The organism is Cobetia sp. ICG0124, from assembly GCF_004006355.1.
Lineage (GTDB): Bacteria > Pseudomonadota > Gammaproteobacteria > Pseudomonadales > Halomonadaceae > Cobetia > Cobetia marina.
In genome coordinates this window covers 2,460,080-2,475,880 of record NZ_CP024893.1, presented here as the reverse complement: position 1 = coordinate 2,475,880, position 15,801 = coordinate 2,460,080, and the positions used below count along the sequence as shown (strand labels likewise).

Genomic DNA, 15,801 nt, shown 5'->3' with positions numbered 1-15,801 from the left:
GACGCTGGACGCCAGCACCTGGCGGCCGGGGCCGAGCCCGACCCAGGGCACGGTCGAGTCCGAGCGTCTGCTGGCCCGCAGTCAGGCGGTGCGTCGCGAGCAGGGCATCGCAGGGCTTGAGGAAATGGGCGCAACCGGCGATTCCGTGGCGGCGAAGACGTCCAGCACGAGCGTTGCCGCCAAGCCCGTGGTAGCCTCTGCGGCGCTGATGCCAGCTTCCTGCAGGTGGCGGCGGTCAGTGACCTGCAAACGGCAGACCGCATCAGCAAGCGCGTCAGCGCGGCGCTTGATCGCCCGGTCCGAGTGCTGGGCAGTGGCAATCTTTACAAGGTGCAGGTGGGCCCGCTTGAAGAAAGCGTGCGTATCGAGTCGCTCAAGTCCGCGATCGCCGATGCCGGCTTCTCCGGCGCCTTCAGCGTACAGGCACCGCGCTAGCGGTGGTGCAACATGGCCGGGGCTTGTGCCCCGGCTAACGCATGAGTGTCAAAGAGATTTCAACATGTCCCTGAAAGCCAGACTTCTTCCATTGCGGCGCCGTCTTGCCGGGCTGATGGCGGCCAGCGGTATCGCGCTGCTGACCAGCGTCACCTCCACGCCGGCCCGGGCCATCGAGGCCGACACCCTGATTCCGGCGGCGCCGCAACTGGCCGCGTCCTCCTGGATTCTGATGGATGCCAATTCCGGTCGCATCCTGGTCGAGCACAATGCCGACAAGCGTCTGCCGCCGGCAAGTCTGACCAAGATGATGACGGCCTATCTGGTCGAGAATGAAATCGATGACGGCAAGCTGACGCCGGACGAGAACGTGCGTATCAGCGTCAACGCCTGGAAGACCGGCGGCTCGCGCATGTTCATCCGCGAGGGCACCAGTGTCTCGGTCGATGATCTGCTGCACGGCGTGATCATCCAGTCAGGCAATGACGCCAGCGTCGCGCTTGCCGAGCACATCGGCGGCAGCGAGGGCTCCTTCGCCGACCTGATGAACCAGCACGCCAAGCGTCTGGGCATGAACAATACCCATTACATGAACGCCACCGGTCTGCCGCACGCGGAGCACTACTCCACGGCACATGATCTCGCGATTCTGGCGCGCCACATCATCCGCGACTATCCGGATCACTATCAGATCTATTCCCAGAAGTACTTCACCTGGAATGGCATCAAGCAGCCCAATCGCAACAAGCTGCTGTGGCGTGACAAGGACGTCGACGGCCTGAAGACCGGTCATACCGATGAAGCGGGTTACTGCCTGGTGGCGTCTGCCAAGAAGGAAGACACACGTCTGATCAGCGTGGTGATGGGCACCAGCTCCGAAGAGGCGCGTGCCCAGGAATCCCAGAAGCTCCTGACCTACGGCTTCCGCTACTTCGAGAGCAAGAAGCTCTATGACAAGGGTGCCGTGCTCAATCAGGCCCGTGTCTGGGGCGGCGAGAAGGATCAGGTGCGTCTTGGCATGGCCAAGGAAGTCTATCTGACCCTGCCGAGTGGCCAGGCCGACAAGCTGACCGCCCGTCTTGATCTGAAGGACACCATCAAGGCACCGGTGCAGGTCGGCGAGCAGTACGGCACCCTGCAGATCAAGCTCGAGGACAAGGTGCTGGCGGAAGAGCCGCTGGTTGCCCTGGAATCAGTCGAGCAGGGCGGTCTCTTCAAGCGTCTGTGGGACGCCCTGATGCTGTTCTTCCACGGCCTGTTCAACTGAGGACGGTGCCCGCCACGCGCCCCTGAAACCCGGGGATGCGTCTTTCACGAAGGGCGATCCGGCTGACGGATCGCCCTTTGTTGAGTAGAATGGTCGGAAATAGAATCACTGGAAGGGCTTTCCCATGGCCAACACGCCAAAAGCGGGTGAGAAGACACCCCCCAAGATCGAATTCCCCTGCGATTTCTCCCTCAAGATCGTCGGCAATGCCGCCGAAGATCTCGTCGAAGTGGTCTGCAATGTCCTGGAAGTGCATGCGCCCGGCTTCGACGCCACGGCCATCACCTGGCAGGACAGCAAGAATGGCAACTATCGCAGCATCCGCGTGGTGATCCGAGCCACCGGAACCGACCAGCTGGATGCCTTGCACCGTGACCTCAAGGCCACCGGTCGCATCCACATGGTATTGTGACGTTCGCGTGAGACGAGCGACTTCACTGGCTTGCGCCATGAGCACAGGAGCGCATGCATGAACACGATTCACGTCCACCACCTCGGCGTGCTGCCGTATGAGGAAGTGTGGTCGGCGATGCGTGACTTCACCGATACCCGCTCGCCGGAGGCCCCGGATGAGCTGTGGGTAGTGGAGCACGCCCCCGTCTTTACCCAGGGACAGGCTGGCAAGCCGGAACATCTGCTGATGCCGGGTGATATCCCGGTGGTGCAGACCGACCGGGGTGGCCAGGTGACCTATCACGGCCCCGGCCAGCTGGTGCTCTACCCGTTGCTCAACGTCAAGCGTGGCGGCATCGGTGTTCGCCAGCTGGTGACTGCGCTGGAAGAGACGGTGGTGGCGGCGTTGGCCGAGCACGGCATCGAGGCGTATCCACGCCCCGATGCCCCGGGGGTCTACGTGAAGAAATCGGCGCAGCGCATGGATGATCCGCGCCGCTCGATGGAAGAGGCCAAGATTGCCTCGCTGGGGTTGCGCATCCGACGTGGATGCAGTTTCCATGGCGTGGCGATCAATCTGGACATGGACCTTGCGCCTTTCGGGCGCATCAATCCCTGCGGCTATGCCGGCATGGCGATGACCCAGCTACGCGACCTGACGCGCGAGCCGGTGGATCTTGCCGCTGAGCGTGACCGCCTGGTGCGTTGTCTGGGCGCAAGCCTAGGGGACGTGACCCTGACTCCGGTGAGCGGGCTGCCCGCGGCACTGGCTGACATTTCTCGAACAGCAGGACAGAACTGATGACCGAGACCACCGCTACCCCGAAGCCCGCTCCCTCCGCTGCTCCTGCTCGCAAGGAGCGTGGCGTGAAGCTGCGTGGCGCCGAGAAGGTCGCTCGCATTCCGGTCAAGGTGATTCCCACCGAGACCTTGCCGAAGAAGCCGGACTGGCTGCGCGTGCGCATGCCTGCCTCCCCTGAGGTGAGCCGCATCAAGCAGACCCTGCGCAAGCACGGCCTGCACACGGTGTGTGAAGAAGCCTCCTGCCCGAACCTGGGCGAGTGCTTCAGCGGCGGCACCGCGACCTTCATGATCATGGGCGATATCTGTACCCGTCGCTGCCCGTTCTGTGACGTGGCCCACGGTCGTCCCAATGCGCTGAATGCCGACGAGCCGCGCGAGCTGGCCGAAGCCATCGCCGAGATGCGCCTGAATTACGTCGTCGTGACCTCCGTTGACCGTGATGACCTGCGTGACGGTGGCTCCAACCACATTGCCGAGTGCATCCGCGAGATCCGCGAGAAGTGTGAAGGTACCGAGATCGAAGTGCTGGTACCGGACTTCCGTGGCCGCATGCAGGTCGCGCTGGACGTGCTCGAGCAGACACCGCCGGATGTCTTCAACCACAATCTGGAGACCGTGCCGAGCCTGTACCGCCGCGTGCGTCCGGGTGCCGACTATCAGTGGTCGCTGGATCTGCTCAAGGGCTACAAGGAGCGCCGCCCGGAAGTGAAGACCAAGTCCGGTCTGATGCTGGGGGTGGGCGAGACTGACGAGCAGGTGCTCGAGGTCATGCAGGACCTGCGCAATCACGGCGTCGACATGCTGACCCTCGGGCAGTACATGCAGCCGTCACGCAGCCACCTGCCGATCGATCGTTGGGTCCACCCGGATACCTTCGACTGGCTCGGTCAGAAGGCGCGCGAGATGGGCTTCTCGCATGTCGCCTCCGGTCCGCTGGTGCGCTCTTCCTATCACGCCGACAAGCAGGCGCATGGTGTGGAAGTGAAATAAGCCGGACTGTCACTGCTCCGTGGCCAGCGGCAGGCAGGCGACGCTGTGCCCGGGAATCGGCTCCATCGGCGCGCTGAAGTGTGCGTTGAGCTCCGGCAGCAGCTCGCGCACGAAACGCAGGAACAGCTCGGTGACCGGCGTGGGGTAGCGATCCTTGGGATAGACCGTGCACCAGGAGCGTCTGAGCGGGAAGCCCGGCAGGGACGGCGAGGCCAGCAGGCCGGAGGCCAGCTCCAGCTGGACGGCCAGCCGCGGCAGGATCGCCACGCCCAGATGCGCCATCACGCCCTGCTTGATTGCCTCGTTGGAGCCCAGCTCCAGCGTATGGCGCAGCGAGACGCGCTCGCGGGCGGCGAATTCCTCGAAGGCGGTACGCGTGCCGGAGCCAGGCTCGCGCATCAGCATGTAGTACTGGGCGAGATCCTCCAGCGTGACGCCCTTGACGTCCAGCAGCGGGTGGCCGGGCCAGACGATGGGGATCAGCTCGTTGTCCAGGATCGGCATGAAGGCCAGGTTGGCGTCATCGGGCACCATGCCCATGATCACCAGGTCATCGCGTCGCTCGGCGAGGCGTTCCAGTGCCTGGCCGCGATTGCAGACGCGCAGGCGCACCGAGACTTCCGGGTAGCGGGCACGAAAGCGCGCCAGAATGTGCGGCACCACATACTGGGCCGTGGACACGGCCGCCAGATTCAGCTCGCCACGGATGGTGCCGGCGATTTCCGACAGCTCCATCTGCAGGCTCGAGACTTCCCCGAAGATCGACTGTACCGAGCTTGCCAGCGCATCCGCCGCCGGCAGGATATGCAGCGTCTTGCCGGCATATTTGAACAGCGATTGCTCGAGCGCCTGCTCCAATTGGCGAATCTGGGCACTGACGGCGGGCTGTGTCAGTCCGAGTTGCTCAGCCGCACGCGAGTAGGACTGCTGGCGATGGACGGCCTGAAATACCTGTAACTGTCTGAAAGTTAATCGGTTTAGCAGATTTGGACGCGACATGACACACCCAGTCATAAGGTTTTACTTATAGATTGGCAAAAAAATATCAACTTTTCTATTGGTCTCTCGCTGGGTAGCGTGGAAAGCCTGCGCGTTCCGTCAGGGAGAGTCACCATGTTCCGCAAGTTGCTGATCGCCAACCGAGGGGAAATCGCAGTGCGCATTGTACGCGCCTGTGCCGAGATGGACATCCGCTCTGTCGCGGTCTACACCGAAGCCGATCGTTTCTCGCTTCACGTCAAGCGTGCCGATGAAGCGCATTTCATCGGCGAAGATCCGCTGGCCGGCTACCTGGACCCCCGTCGCCTGGTGGATCTGGCCCGCGAGACAGGCTGTGATGCCATTCATCCGGGCTATGGTTTCCTTTCCGAGAATGCTGAGTTCGCGAGAATCTGCGAAGCGGCGGGCATTGCCTTCGTGGGCCCGTCCAGTGATGTCATCGCGCGCATGGGAGACAAGACCGAAGCCCGCGCCGCCATGAAAGCGGCTGGCGTGCCGGTCACGCCGGGCTCGAAGGGCAATCTGGCCGATGTCGAGGAAGCCTTGAGCGTGGCGGAGCAGGTGGGGTATCCGGTGATGCTCAAGGCTACCTCAGGTGGTGGGGGGCGGGGTATCCGGCGTTGTGATGATGCCCAGCAGCTCAAGCAGGCCTGGGGTCGCGTGATCTCGGAGGCTACCAAGGCCTTCGGCAGTGCGGATGTCTTCCTGGAGCGCTGCGTGGTCGACCCGCATCACATCGAGGTCCAGATTCTGGCCGACAGTCACGACAACGTGATCCATCTGTTCGAGCGTGACTGCTCCATCCAGCGCCGCAACCAGAAGCTGATCGAGATTGCCCCCAGCCCTCAGCTGACGCCGGAGCAGCGCTCCTACGTCGGGGAGATGGCGGTGCGCGCCGCGCGGGCCGTGGGCTATCGCAATGCCGGTACCGTGGAGTTCCTGGTCAAGGGCAACGAGATCTACTTCATGGAGATGAACACCCGCGTCCAGGTGGAGCACACCATCAGCGAGACGATCACCGGCGTGGACATCGTGCGCGAGCAGATCCGCATCGCCTGGGGCCACAAGCTGGCCTTCCGTCAAGAAGACATCCGCCATCATGGCTATGCCATCCAGTTCCGCATCAATGCCGAGGACCCCAAGAACGATTTCCTGCCCAGCTTCGGGCGCATCACGCGTTACTACGCCCCCGGCGGGCCTGGCGTGCGAACCGATACCGCGATCTATACCGGCTACACCATCCCGCCGTATTTCGATTCCATGTGCCTGAAGCTCATCGTGTGGGGGCTGACATGGGAAGAGGTCATCAATCGCGGGTCACGCGCCCTCAATGACATGCGCCTGCAGGGGGTCAAGACCACCGCGCCTTACTATCAGGAAATCCTCAAGCATCCGGACTTCCGCAACGCGCGCTTCGATACCGGTTTCGTGGCGGCGCATCCGGAGCTGACCCAGTACTCGGTCAAGCGCCTGCCGGAACAGACGGCACTGGCGATCGCGGCGGCGATCGCGGCGCACGCCGGTCTCTGACGTCAAGGTCACCGAAGTCGTCCTGCGTGATGGCCACCAGTCATTGATCGCCACGCGCATGCGCACCGAGGATATGCTGCCCATCGCGGCACGTCTCGATCAGGCCGGCTTCTACAGCCTCGAGGTCTGGGGCGGTGCGACCTTCGATGCCTGTGTGCGCTTTCTGAAGGAAGACCCCTCGGGGCGTCTGAAGTCGCTCAAGGAAGCCATGCCCAACACGCCGCTGCAGATGCTGCTGCGCGGTCAGAACCTGCTCGGCTATCGTCATTATGCCGATGACGTGGTGGAGGCCTTCGTCGAGCGTGCCGCGGCCGGCGGCATCGATATCTTCCGCGTGTTCGATGCCCTGAATGACCTGCGCAACATGGAAACCGCCATGCGCGCGGTCAAGAAGGCCGGCAAGCACGCCCAGGGCACCATCTGCTACACCGTGAGCCCGGTGCATACGCTGGAGATGTATGTCGAGCAGGCACGCAAGCTGGTCGAGATGGGCGCCGATTCCATCGCGATCAAGGACATGGCCGGGCTGCTGACCCCGTATGCCACCTTCGACCTGGTCAGTGCGCTGGTCGAGGCTGTCGAAGTGCCGATCCACCTGCACAGCCATGCCACGGCAGGCCTGGCACCGCAGTGTCAGATCAAGGCTGTCGAGGCGGGCTGCCGCCACATCGATACCTGCATCTCGGCCTTCGCCGGTGGCACCAGCCACCCGGCCACCGAATCCTTCGTCGCCTCGCTGCGTGACACTCGCTGGGACACCGGACTGGAACTGGAGTCGCTGCGTGAGATCGGCGACTACTTCAGTGAGGTGCGCCGCAAGTATTCGGCCTTCGAGAGCGAATTCACCCGTGAGGATGTCTCGGTCCAGATCAGCCAGATTCCCGGCGGCATGATGTCCAACCTGGCCAGTCAGTTGAAGGAGCAGAATGCGCTGGAGCGCATTCGTGAGGTGTTCGCCGAGATTCCGCGTGTGCGTGCCGATCTGGGCTATCCGCCGCTGGTCACCCCGACCTCACAGATCGTCGGTACCCAGGCGGTGCTCAACGTGCTGACCGGTGAGCGCTACAAGAGCATCACCAATGAAGTGAGCTAGGGGTATGGCGGCGCCGGCCCTCACGATTCTCCGGTGCGCGGCGCGTCCGGCAGACCTGCTGAGCCCGGAAATGGCGCGTCTCACCGAGGAGCTGGGCGAGCTGGCCGAGTCCCCTGAGGATGTCTTGACCTTCGCCATGTTCCCGGAGCTGGGGCGTGACTTTCTCAGCGAGCGCCGCGCCGGCACCCTCACGCCGGAAATCATCCCACAGGGCGAGGCGGAGCGTCCGGTGTCTTCCGGCGTGCCGACCGAATTCGTCATCGACGTTCACGGCGAGTCCTATGCGGTGCAGATCACCGGCGTCGGCGGTGCCAAGGGCAGCAAGCGTCACGTCTATCTGACTCTGGATGGCATGCCGGAAGAGGTGGTGTTCGAAGCCAAGGACGATTACGTGGCAGGTGGCCAGAGCGGCGGGCGCGCGAGTGCGTCTGCGCCGGGGCACGTCACCACGGCGATGCCGGGCAATATCGTCGAGGTGCTGGTGGCGGTGGGTGACAGCGTCACGGCAGGCCAGTCGGTGCTGATCAGCGAGGCAATGAAGATGGAGACCGAGATCACGGCGCGCGTCGACGGTACCGTCAAGGCCATCCACGTGGCTCGCGGTGATCGCGTCACGCCGGGGGAAGTACTGATCGAAATCGAGTGATGCCGCGGCCGGCGAGGTTGCAAAACCCGCTCGCCGTCTCCATCTGACTGCTATTCGATCACCAGGGACGGCCGGGCATCGTGGATGTCCTGCCGTCCTTTCCTGTGGAAGGACCATCATGGCAACACATTTCGAGCAGGTTCCCGGCCTGAGTGAGCAGATTGATCCGGCTACCCGAGGCTATGTCTTCAACCAGACCATGCTGCGCATCAAGGATCCGACACGTAGCCTGGACTTCTATACCCGTGTGCTCGGCATGCGCCTGGTGCGCAAGCTCGACTTCCCGGAAATGCAGTTCAGCCTCTATTTCCTCGCCTATCTGGACGACGACCAGGCCAGCGACGTGCCGAGTGATGATCTCAAGCGCACCACTTACACCTTCGGGCGTGAGGCGATGCTGGAGCTGACGCACAACTGGGGGACCGAGGACGACCCGGACTTCGCCTATCATGATGGCAACGCCCAGCCTCAGGGCTTCGGCCACATCGGGGTCAGCGTGCCAGACGTCTACGCCGCCAGCGAGCGTTTCGAATCGCTGGGTGTCGAGTTCGTCAAGCGCCCCGATGATGGCAAGATGAAGGGTCTGGCCTTCGTGAAGGATCCCGACGGCTACTGGATCGAGATCCTGCGTGCCGATACCTTCGAGCGTCAGGCCAACGGCCAAGCCTGAGGCAGGCCTCCGATGTAAATTGAGGGACCTTGAGATTGAGGGACCTTGAGATTGAGGGACCTTGAAATCGATGGCCCATGACGAAAGGGGAGACAGCCATGTCGGAGAATGCACAGCAGTTGAGCGGCAAGGTGGCGGTGGTGACCGGAGCCTCGCGCGGCATCGGCGCAGGCATCGCTCAGCGTCTGGCGGCGGACGGCGCCCGGGTGGTGGTCAATTACCGCAGTGATGTCGATGGGGCGAATCAGGTGGTGGCCGAGATAGTGGCAGCTGGCGGGCAGGCGCTTGCCGTCCAGGGCGATGTCGGCGACAGCAAGATGGCCAGTCAGCTGTTCACGGTGGCCACTGAGCACTATGGCGGAGTGGATATTCTGGTCAACAATGCCGGGATGAGCCTCTACAAGCCGCTGGCCGAGTTCACGGATGAGGACTTTTCCAGTCTGATGCAGGTCAACCTCACCGGCAGCTTCAACATGATGCGCGAAGCCTCGCGCAAGCTGCGTGATGGGGGCCGCGTGATCAATATCTCCACCTCCGTGACGCGCCAGATGTTCGCCACCTATGGTCCCTATGCGGCGTCCAAGGCCGCGGTGGACCAGCTCACTCGCGTGCTGGCCAAGGAGGTCGGCGCACGCGGGATTAACGTCAATGCCGTGGCGCCGGGCCCGACGGATACTGGGCTGTTCCGGCATGGCAAGAGCGAGGAGACCATCGAGCGCCTCAAGGGCATGGCAGCGCTGGGGCGTATCGCGGATGCCGCGGATATCGCGGCCGTCGTGGCCTGGTTGGCCGGTGAGGAATCCGCCTGGGTCACCGGGCAGGTCATCGGCGCCAATGGTGGTTTCGCCTGAGTGCGCCTTCGCTGCCGAGTGCCGGACTGATTCTGGTCGATGAGATCAACGGCTTCTGTCAGGTGCAAGGAGGCGCTCTGGCCCCGCAGGCCGACAATGCCCAGGTAACCCGCATGGTGGCGCTCAGTGACGACGTGGCGCGCTGTTTCTCGGCGCACGCCCGCCCGCTGCTGGCCTTCATTGACTCCCACTCACCCGGCGTCCCGGAGCCGCCCTATCCCGCTCACTGTGAGCAGGGTAGTGGTGAGGATGAGCTGGTGGCCGAGCTTGCGTGGCTGGAGAGCGATCCGCATGCCACTCTGGTGCGCAAGGATTGCATCAATGGATATATTGGCGCGATCGACCCGGCAAGCGGTGTCAATGCGCTGCAGGAGTGGGTTGGCCGGCAGCGACTGAAGACGCTGGTAGTGGCGGGAATCTGCACGGACATCTGCGTGATGGACCTGGTGCTGACGCTTCTCTCTGCACGCAATCATGGTCTGCTGGGCGAGGTGAGCGACATCGTGGTGCTGGAGCCTGCCTGCGCCACCTATGATCTGAGTGCGGAAAGCGTGGCTGCCCTTGGATTGCCTGCGCCCGCCATCCACCCGCAGCGAGACGCCCATCACATCGGGCTCTATTGCATGGCCTCACGCGGGGCGATCATCGCCAGCCAGCTCAGGCCACTCAAATGAGGGGCGGGCGTTTACGTGTATCGGCAATGTGCCAGTGTCAGGCGCGGGTGCTGACCCAGTCATTGGCATCGGGGACCGCGATCTCGACCGACTCCGACATCAGTGATGAGTGGAACATGAAGTCGGCACTCGCGACATTGTTGGCCACCGGCACGTTCCACAGTGTCGCCAGGCGCAGCAGCGCCTTGACGTCAGGGTCGTGCGGCATCGGAGCGAACGGGTCCCACAGGAAGATGAGCAGGTCGAGATTGCCTTCGGCGATGCGCGCACCGATCTGCTGATCACCGCCCAGCGGCCCACTCATCAGGCCTTCGACCTCAAGTCCGAGCTCCTTGCTGATGCGTCGGGCCGTGGTGCCGGTGCCCAGCAGCTGGTGGCGTGACAGCTCATCGCGCCAGCGCATGGCCCAGGCCAGCATCTCATCCTTCTTGCCATCGTGAGCCACCAGCGCAATCCGCTTGCGTTCTGCCAGGGTGCGTCGTGCCTGGCGCTTGGGTCGTTGCTCGCTCATGCCGGTCGCTCAGTCGATGGTGCCACCGACAGTGACGATCTTCATGGTGTTGGTGCCACCGTGGGCATTCATCTGATCGCCCCGGGTCAGAATCACCAGATCACCACGGTTGGCGATGCCGCGCGCTTCCAGCTCGGCGATGGCGCGACGGTTGATCTCCTGCGCCGGCAGCTCGCTGGAATCGAAGGGCAGTGACACCACGCCACGATAGAGAGCCATGCGGCGCTGGGTCTTCTGGTCCTGGGCGAGACCGACGATCGGCAGACCCGAGCGGATGCGCGAGGCGATCAGCGGGGTATAGCCGGATTCGGTCATGCAGACGATGGCCACGACACCCGTCAGGTGGTTGGCCGCGTACATGGCAGACAGTGCGATGGTCTCATCTGTCTTGCTGAAGCCTTCGTGGATGCGGTGCTGGGATTCCTGGGCGGCACGTTCACGCTCGGCACCCAGGCAGACACGATCCATGGTCTCGATGGTCTCGACCGGGAAATCGCCTGCCGCGGTCTCGGCCGACAGCATCACGGCGTCGGTGCCGTCGAGCACGGCATTGGCGACGTCGAAGACTTCGGCGCGGGTCGGCAGCGGGGCGCTGATCATCGACTCCATCATCTGGGTCGCGGTGATGACCACGCGGTTGAGGCTGCGGGCACGGCGGATCATGCGCTTCTGCACGCCGATCAGCTGTGCGTCGCCTATCTCCACGCCCAGATCGCCACGCGCCACCATCACGCCTTCACTGGCGAGGATGATGCCGTCGAGCACGGCGTCGTCGGCGACGGCTTCGGCGCGCTCGACCTTGGCGATCAGGCCGATGTCACGACCTTCCTCGCCCAGCAGCTCACGTGCCAGCTGCATGTCGGCGCCACTGCGCGGGAAGGAGACGGCCAGATAGTCCACGCCGATGTCGATGGCGGTCTTGAGGTCTGCCTTGTCCTTCTCGGTCAGCGCCTCGGCGGACAGGCCACCGCCTTGCTTGTTGATGCCCTTGTTGTTGGACAGCTTGCCACCCACCTTGACGGTGGTGTGGATCTCGTTGCCCTTGAGTTCGTTGACCTCAAGCACCACGCGACCGTCATCAAGCAGCAGAACGTCGCCGGCGACCACGTCATCGGCCAGTTGCTGATAGTCACAGCCGACACGCTCGACGGTACCTTCATCGCGGCCCAGGCCGATGTCCAGGATGAACGGTTGGCCTTCCTGAAGCTGGACAGCGGTGTCCTTGAAGCGGGCGATGCGGATCTTCGGACCCTGCAGATCACCCAGCACGGCGACGCTGCGGCCCTGGGCGGCGGCGGCGGCACGGACGGCCTCGGCACGCATGCGGTGGTCTTCGGGGCTGCCGTGAGAGAAGTTGAGGCGAACCACATCCACTCCGGCACGGATCATCGCGTCGAGGACGCCCGGCTTGTCACTGGCCGGACCGAGTGTGGCGACAATCTTGGTGCGGCGGATCGGGCCGTTGAACGCGTGCGGCATGAGAACATACTCCTTGAACACTTGCGTGAGGGGTCAGGCGGTTTGTGTTGTCATTTTACTACATTGACGACGTAAAGGGAGCCTGTCGAGTGTCGTGGTTGATTGGTGTCCACCCACATGGCGTGGTGCTGGCAACATTGCTGGTCAGCGCTGAAATGCTGGGGTAGGGTAGGCGCATTTTTAGGCTGGGATAAAACCCAGCGCTACGAGTCATTCGCCGGTGCAGTCAGCGCCGGCCAGGAGATGCGAGCAACCATGGGCAAGTCACTGGTGATCGTCGAGTCGCCTGCCAAGGCCAAGACCATCAACAAGTATCTCGGCAACGACTTCGTGGTGAAGTCGAGTGTCGGGCATATCCGCGATCTGCCGACCAGCGGTAGCGGCAAGCAGGCCACCGATCCCAAGGAGCGTGCCCGTCAGGCAGCCGAGACGCGCAAGATGTCGCCGGAAGCCAAGGCGGCTCACAAGGAAAAGAAGGCCAAGACGCAGCTCATCCGTCGCATGGGGGTAGACCCGGAGAACGGCTGGGAGGCGCATTACGAGATCCTGCCCGGCAAGGAAAAGGTCGTCTCCGAGCTGACGCGCCTGGCCGAGAAGGCCGACACCATCTATCTCGCGACGGATCTGGACCGCGAAGGTGAGGCGATTGCCTGGCACCTGCGCGAGACCATCGGTGGCGACGATACCCGCTACAAGCGCGTGGTATTCAACGAGATCACCAAGAAGGCGATCACGGCGGCCTTCGATGAGCCGGGCGATCTGAAGATGGACCGCGTGCATGCTCAGCAGGCGCGTCGCTATCTGGATCGTGTCGTCGGTTTCATGGTCTCGCCGCTGCTGTGGGCCAAGGTGGCTCGTGGGCTGTCGGCCGGTCGAGTGCAGTCGGTTGCCGTGCGCTTGATCGTCGAGCGTGAGCGTGAGATCCGTGCCTTCATTCCGGAAGAATTCTGGGATGTGCACGCAGAGCTTGCCGCGACCAGCGGCGAGGCGATCCGTTTCGAGCTGGCGCGTCAGGATGGCAAGGCCTTCCGTCCGACCAGCGAGAAGGAAACGCTGGATCGCATCGCGGCGCTGCGTACCGCTCGGCTCGCGATTTCCAATCGCGAAGACAAGCCGACCCGCTCCAAGCCGAATGCCCCCTTCATCACCTCGACCCTGCAGCAGGCGGCCAGCAGTCGTCTCGGCTTCTCGGTCAAGAAGACCATGATGATGGCGCAGCGCCTCTACGAGGCCGGTTACATCACTTACATGCGTACCGACTCGACCAATCTGTCGGCGGACGCGGTGGCCACCGCGCGGGACTTCATCGCTGAGGAATTCGGCGACAACTATCTGCCGCAGGCCGCCAACGTCTACTCCAGCAAGGAAGGCGCTCAGGAAGCTCACGAAGCGATCCGTCCCTCCGAGGTGGCGCGTCGCGCGACGGACCTCACCGGCATGGAGCGTGACGCGGAGCGTCTGTATGAGCTGATCTGGCGTCAGTTCGTCGCCTGCCAGATGGTGCCGGCGGAGTATCTGTCCTCGACCCTGACCATCGAGGTCGATGGCTACGAGCTGCGCGCCAAGGGCCGGGTGCTCAAGTTTGACGGTTATACCCGCGTGATGAAGCCGGCGGGCAAGAAGGAAGAGGACCAGTCACTGCCGGACCTGGCCATCGGCGAGGTGCTGGAGCTGGTCGAGCTGGACCCGCAGCAGCACTTCACCAAGCCGACGGCGCGTTACACCGAAGCCAGTCTGGTCAAGGAGCTGGAGAAGCGCGGCATCGGCCGTCCTTCGACCTATGCGGCGATCATCTCGACCATTCAGGATCGTGGTTACGTGGCGCTGGAAAATCGGCGTTTCTACGCCGAGAAGCTGGGTGACATCGTCACTGATCGTCTCAGTGAATCCTTCAAGGACCTGATGGACTTCGGCTTCACCGCGCGCATGGAAGACTACCTCGATGAGGTGGCCAACGGTCAGCGCAACTGGCGTGAACTGCTGGATGCCTTCTACGCCGAGTTCAAGGCCGAGCTGGATCACGCCCAGTCAGAAGAGGGCATGCGCCCGAATCAGCCGGTGCCGACCGATATCGCCTGCCCGACCTGTGGTCGCGAGATGCAGATCCGTACCGCCTCCACCGGCGTCTTCCTGGGGTGCTCCGGTTACAACCTTCCGCCCAAGGAGCGCTGCAAGACCACCATCGACCTGTTGCCGGGGGATGAGGCGGTCGCCGCTGACGCGGATGAGAATGCCGAGACCGATGCACTGCGTGCCAAGCGCCGTTGTCCGATCTGCGCCACGGCCATGGACAGCTATCTGATCGACGAGCAGCGCAAGCTGCACGTCTGCGGCAACAGCCCGGATTGCGTGGGACATGAAGTCGAGCAGGGTCAGTTCCGCATCAAGGGCTACGATGGGCCGGTGATCGAGTGCGACAAGTGCGGTGCCGACATGCAGCTCAAGACCGGGCGTTTCGGCAAGTACTTCGGCTGCACCAACGAGGATTGCAAGAACACCCGCAAGCTGCTCAAGTCCGGGGAGGTCGCGCCGCCGAAGATGGACCCGATCCCCATGCCGGAACTTGCCTGCGTGAAGGTCGAGGATCACTACGTGCTGCGTGATGGCGCCAGTGGCCTGTTCCTTGCCGCCAGTCAGTTCCCCAAGAATCGCGAGACGCGTCCGCCGCTGGTCAGCGAGCTCAAGGCGCATGCCGACGAGCTGCCGGAGAAGTATCACTTCATCCTCAAGGCGCCGGAGAAAGACCCCGATGGCCGCCCGACGCAGATTCGTTTCTCGCGCAAGGCCAAGGAGCAGTTCGTGATGACGGACGAAGATGGCAAGGCGACGGGGTGGAAGGCGACCTTCGACAACGGCCGTTGGGTCGTCGAGGACAAGCGCATGGGAGCCAAGAGCTGATGAGCCAGCGTGGCCGCACCAATCAACTGCTGTATCAGGCCGAGTTGCTGCTGGAGCAGGCGGCCGTCGCGACGCGTGATGAGCATGCCGTCGCACGGCGCATGGCCGGTGAGGAAGGGGCGCTGGCGTTGATGGAGCTGGCATTGGCCTCGTTGATCGAGGAGTGCGCCGCGTCGGCACGCTGGCCTGAGGGCAGCTGGCGCGAGCGGCTGGCCACACCGCCGACTCCCGTGGCGGAAATCGAGCAGTTGCGAAGCCTGCAGGCGCAGCCGGACAGTTGGTTGAGCCAGCTAGTGGCCGATATCACGCGTCTGCATGAAGAGGGCGGTGCTGCCCGGCGTGAGGAAGGCCAGGCGCGTGGCGATGGTCTCATCATCGCCGCGGCGGCCAATGCGCCTCTGGCAGAGCGTCTCGCCACGGCAGTCAGCGCCATGAAGGCGTTGCTGTCACACCTTCGCGAGTCGAATGTGGAGTGGTAGATGTCACGCACCTGTCATTCAGGTGACGCCCTGGCATGACGGGTGCTAGACTGGCGGCATTGTGGCAAGCCCTGCATTCTCC

The 15,801-nt window shown here is 63.4% G+C and carries 14 protein-coding genes and 1 pseudogene; 12 read left to right on the top strand and 3 right to left on the bottom strand.

Annotation, left to right across the window (positions count from 1 at the left end):
• Positions 1–225 precede the first annotated feature (225 nt).
• The 5 genes from CU110_RS18035 (at position 226) to lipA (ending at position 3,889) form a co-directional block, all read left to right on the top strand.
• Entirely contained in the window at positions 226–435 is a 210-nt protein-coding gene (locus tag CU110_RS18035; RefSeq protein ID WP_240665570.1) for an SPOR domain-containing protein, read from the top strand.
• Positions 436–499: 64 nt separating this feature from the next.
• Complete coding sequence (locus CU110_RS11615; RefSeq protein ID WP_084209159.1) at positions 500–1,702, top strand: D-alanyl-D-alanine carboxypeptidase family protein; 1,203 nt, start codon at positions 500–502, stop codon at positions 1,700–1,702.
• A 124-nt stretch (positions 1,703–1,826) separates the two neighbouring features.
• Positions 1,827–2,114, top strand: coding sequence for a DUF493 domain-containing protein (locus CU110_RS11610; RefSeq protein ID WP_077371930.1), 288 nt, complete (start codon positions 1,827–1,829; stop codon positions 2,112–2,114).
• Positions 2,115–2,171: 57 nt separating this feature from the next.
• Entirely contained in the window at positions 2,172–2,897 is a 726-nt protein-coding gene (gene lipB / locus CU110_RS11605; RefSeq protein ID WP_084209158.1) for a lipoyl(octanoyl) transferase LipB, read from the top strand.
• Positions 2,897–3,889 (top strand): lipoyl synthase, encoded by a 993-nt coding sequence (gene lipA, locus CU110_RS11600; protein WP_077371936.1) that lies wholly within the window; start codon positions 2,897–2,899, stop codon positions 3,887–3,889. Before lipB ends, lipA begins: the two co-directional genes overlap by 1 nt.
• A gap of 9 nt (positions 3,890–3,898) precedes the next feature.
• Here the strand turns inward: lipA and CU110_RS11595 are convergent, their stop codons facing one another.
• Positions 3,899–4,888, bottom strand: a complete 990-nt coding sequence (locus CU110_RS11595) for a LysR family transcriptional regulator (protein WP_077371939.1) — start codon at positions 4,886–4,888, stop codon at positions 3,899–3,901.
• Between the two features lie 114 nt (positions 4,889–5,002).
• On the opposite strand from CU110_RS11595, the gene CU110_RS11590 reads away from it, so the two are divergent.
• The 5 genes and pseudogenes from CU110_RS11590 (at position 5,003) to CU110_RS11570 (ending at position 10,352) form a co-directional block, all read left to right on the top strand.
• Positions 5,003–6,418, top strand: a complete 1,416-nt coding sequence (locus CU110_RS11590; protein WP_084209157.1) for an acetyl-CoA carboxylase biotin carboxylase subunit — start codon at positions 5,003–5,005, stop codon at positions 6,416–6,418.
• 22 nt (positions 6,419–6,440) lie between these two features.
• Positions 6,441–8,157 (top strand): annotated as a pseudogene (oadA, locus tag CU110_RS11585) (sodium-extruding oxaloacetate decarboxylase subunit alpha).
• Positions 8,158–8,275: 118 nt separating this feature from the next.
• On the top strand, positions 8,276–8,827 hold the full coding sequence (gloA, locus tag CU110_RS11580; protein ID WP_077371949.1) for a lactoylglutathione lyase: 552 nt from the start codon (positions 8,276–8,278) through the stop codon (positions 8,825–8,827).
• Between the two features lie 98 nt (positions 8,828–8,925).
• Positions 8,926–9,678, top strand: coding sequence for an SDR family oxidoreductase (locus CU110_RS11575; RefSeq protein WP_084209156.1), 753 nt, complete (start codon positions 8,926–8,928; stop codon positions 9,676–9,678).
• Entirely contained in the window at positions 9,627–10,352 is a 726-nt protein-coding gene (locus CU110_RS11570) for an isochorismatase family protein (RefSeq protein WP_346427194.1), read from the top strand. Before CU110_RS11575 ends, CU110_RS11570 begins: the two co-directional genes overlap by 52 nt.
• Before the next feature lie 37 nt (positions 10,353–10,389).
• Here CU110_RS11570 and CU110_RS11565 read toward each other — a convergent pair whose 3' ends face one another.
• The gene (locus CU110_RS11565) at positions 10,390–10,863 is read right to left on the bottom strand and encodes a methylglyoxal synthase (protein ID WP_077371960.1); all 474 of its coding nucleotides are present in this window, start codon (positions 10,861–10,863) and stop codon (positions 10,390–10,392) included.
• A gap of 9 nt (positions 10,864–10,872) precedes the next feature.
• Positions 10,873–12,342 carry a pyruvate kinase gene (gene pyk, locus CU110_RS11560; protein WP_077371963.1) on the bottom strand — a complete coding sequence of 490 codons (1,470 nt, stop codon included), beginning with the start codon at positions 12,340–12,342 and terminating at the stop codon, positions 10,873–10,875.
• Between the two features lie 255 nt (positions 12,343–12,597).
• Here pyk and topA point away from each other — a divergent pair, with 255 nt between their 5' ends.
• Both topA and CU110_RS11550 read left to right on the top strand, forming a co-directional pair.
• The gene (gene topA, locus CU110_RS11555) at positions 12,598–15,240 is read left to right on the top strand and encodes a type I DNA topoisomerase (protein WP_084209153.1); all 2,643 of its coding nucleotides are present in this window, start codon (positions 12,598–12,600) and stop codon (positions 15,238–15,240) included.
• Entirely contained in the window at positions 15,240–15,719 is a 480-nt protein-coding gene (locus CU110_RS11550; protein ID WP_077371969.1) for a DUF6586 family protein, read from the top strand. The genes topA and CU110_RS11550 overlap by 1 nt, the downstream gene beginning before the upstream one ends.
• Positions 15,720–15,801 lie beyond the last annotated feature (82 nt).

Excerpts from the sequence above, each read along its gene's own strand:
- CU110_RS11615 (WP_084209159.1), top strand. The coding sequence starts at position 500 with ATGTCCCTGAAAGCCAGACTTCTTCCATTGCGGCGCCGTCTTGCCGGG.
- CU110_RS11610 (WP_077371930.1), top strand. The coding sequence starts at position 1,827 with ATGGCCAACACGCCAAAAGCGGGTGAGAAGACACCCCCCAAGATCGAA.
- lipB (WP_084209158.1), top strand. The coding sequence starts at position 2,172 with ATGAACACGATTCACGTCCACCACCTCGGCGTGCTGCCGTATGAGGAA.
- lipA (WP_077371936.1), top strand. The coding sequence starts at position 2,897 with ATGACCGAGACCACCGCTACCCCGAAGCCCGCTCCCTCCGCTGCTCCT.
- CU110_RS11595 (WP_077371939.1), bottom strand. The coding sequence starts at position 4,888 with ATGTCGCGTCCAAATCTGCTAAACCGATTAACTTTCAGACAGTTACAG.
- CU110_RS11590 (WP_084209157.1), top strand. The coding sequence starts at position 5,003 with ATGTTCCGCAAGTTGCTGATCGCCAACCGAGGGGAAATCGCAGTGCGC.
- gloA (WP_077371949.1), top strand. The coding sequence starts at position 8,276 with ATGGCAACACATTTCGAGCAGGTTCCCGGCCTGAGTGAGCAGATTGAT.
- CU110_RS11575 (WP_084209156.1), top strand. The coding sequence starts at position 8,926 with ATGTCGGAGAATGCACAGCAGTTGAGCGGCAAGGTGGCGGTGGTGACC.
- CU110_RS11565 (WP_077371960.1), bottom strand. The coding sequence starts at position 10,863 with ATGAGCGAGCAACGACCCAAGCGCCAGGCACGACGCACCCTGGCAGAA.
- pyk (WP_077371963.1), bottom strand. The coding sequence starts at position 12,342 with ATGCCGCACGCGTTCAACGGCCCGATCCGCCGCACCAAGATTGTCGCC.
- topA (WP_084209153.1), top strand. The coding sequence starts at position 12,598 with ATGGGCAAGTCACTGGTGATCGTCGAGTCGCCTGCCAAGGCCAAGACC.
- CU110_RS11550 (WP_077371969.1), top strand. The coding sequence starts at position 15,240 with ATGAGCCAGCGTGGCCGCACCAATCAACTGCTGTATCAGGCCGAGTTG.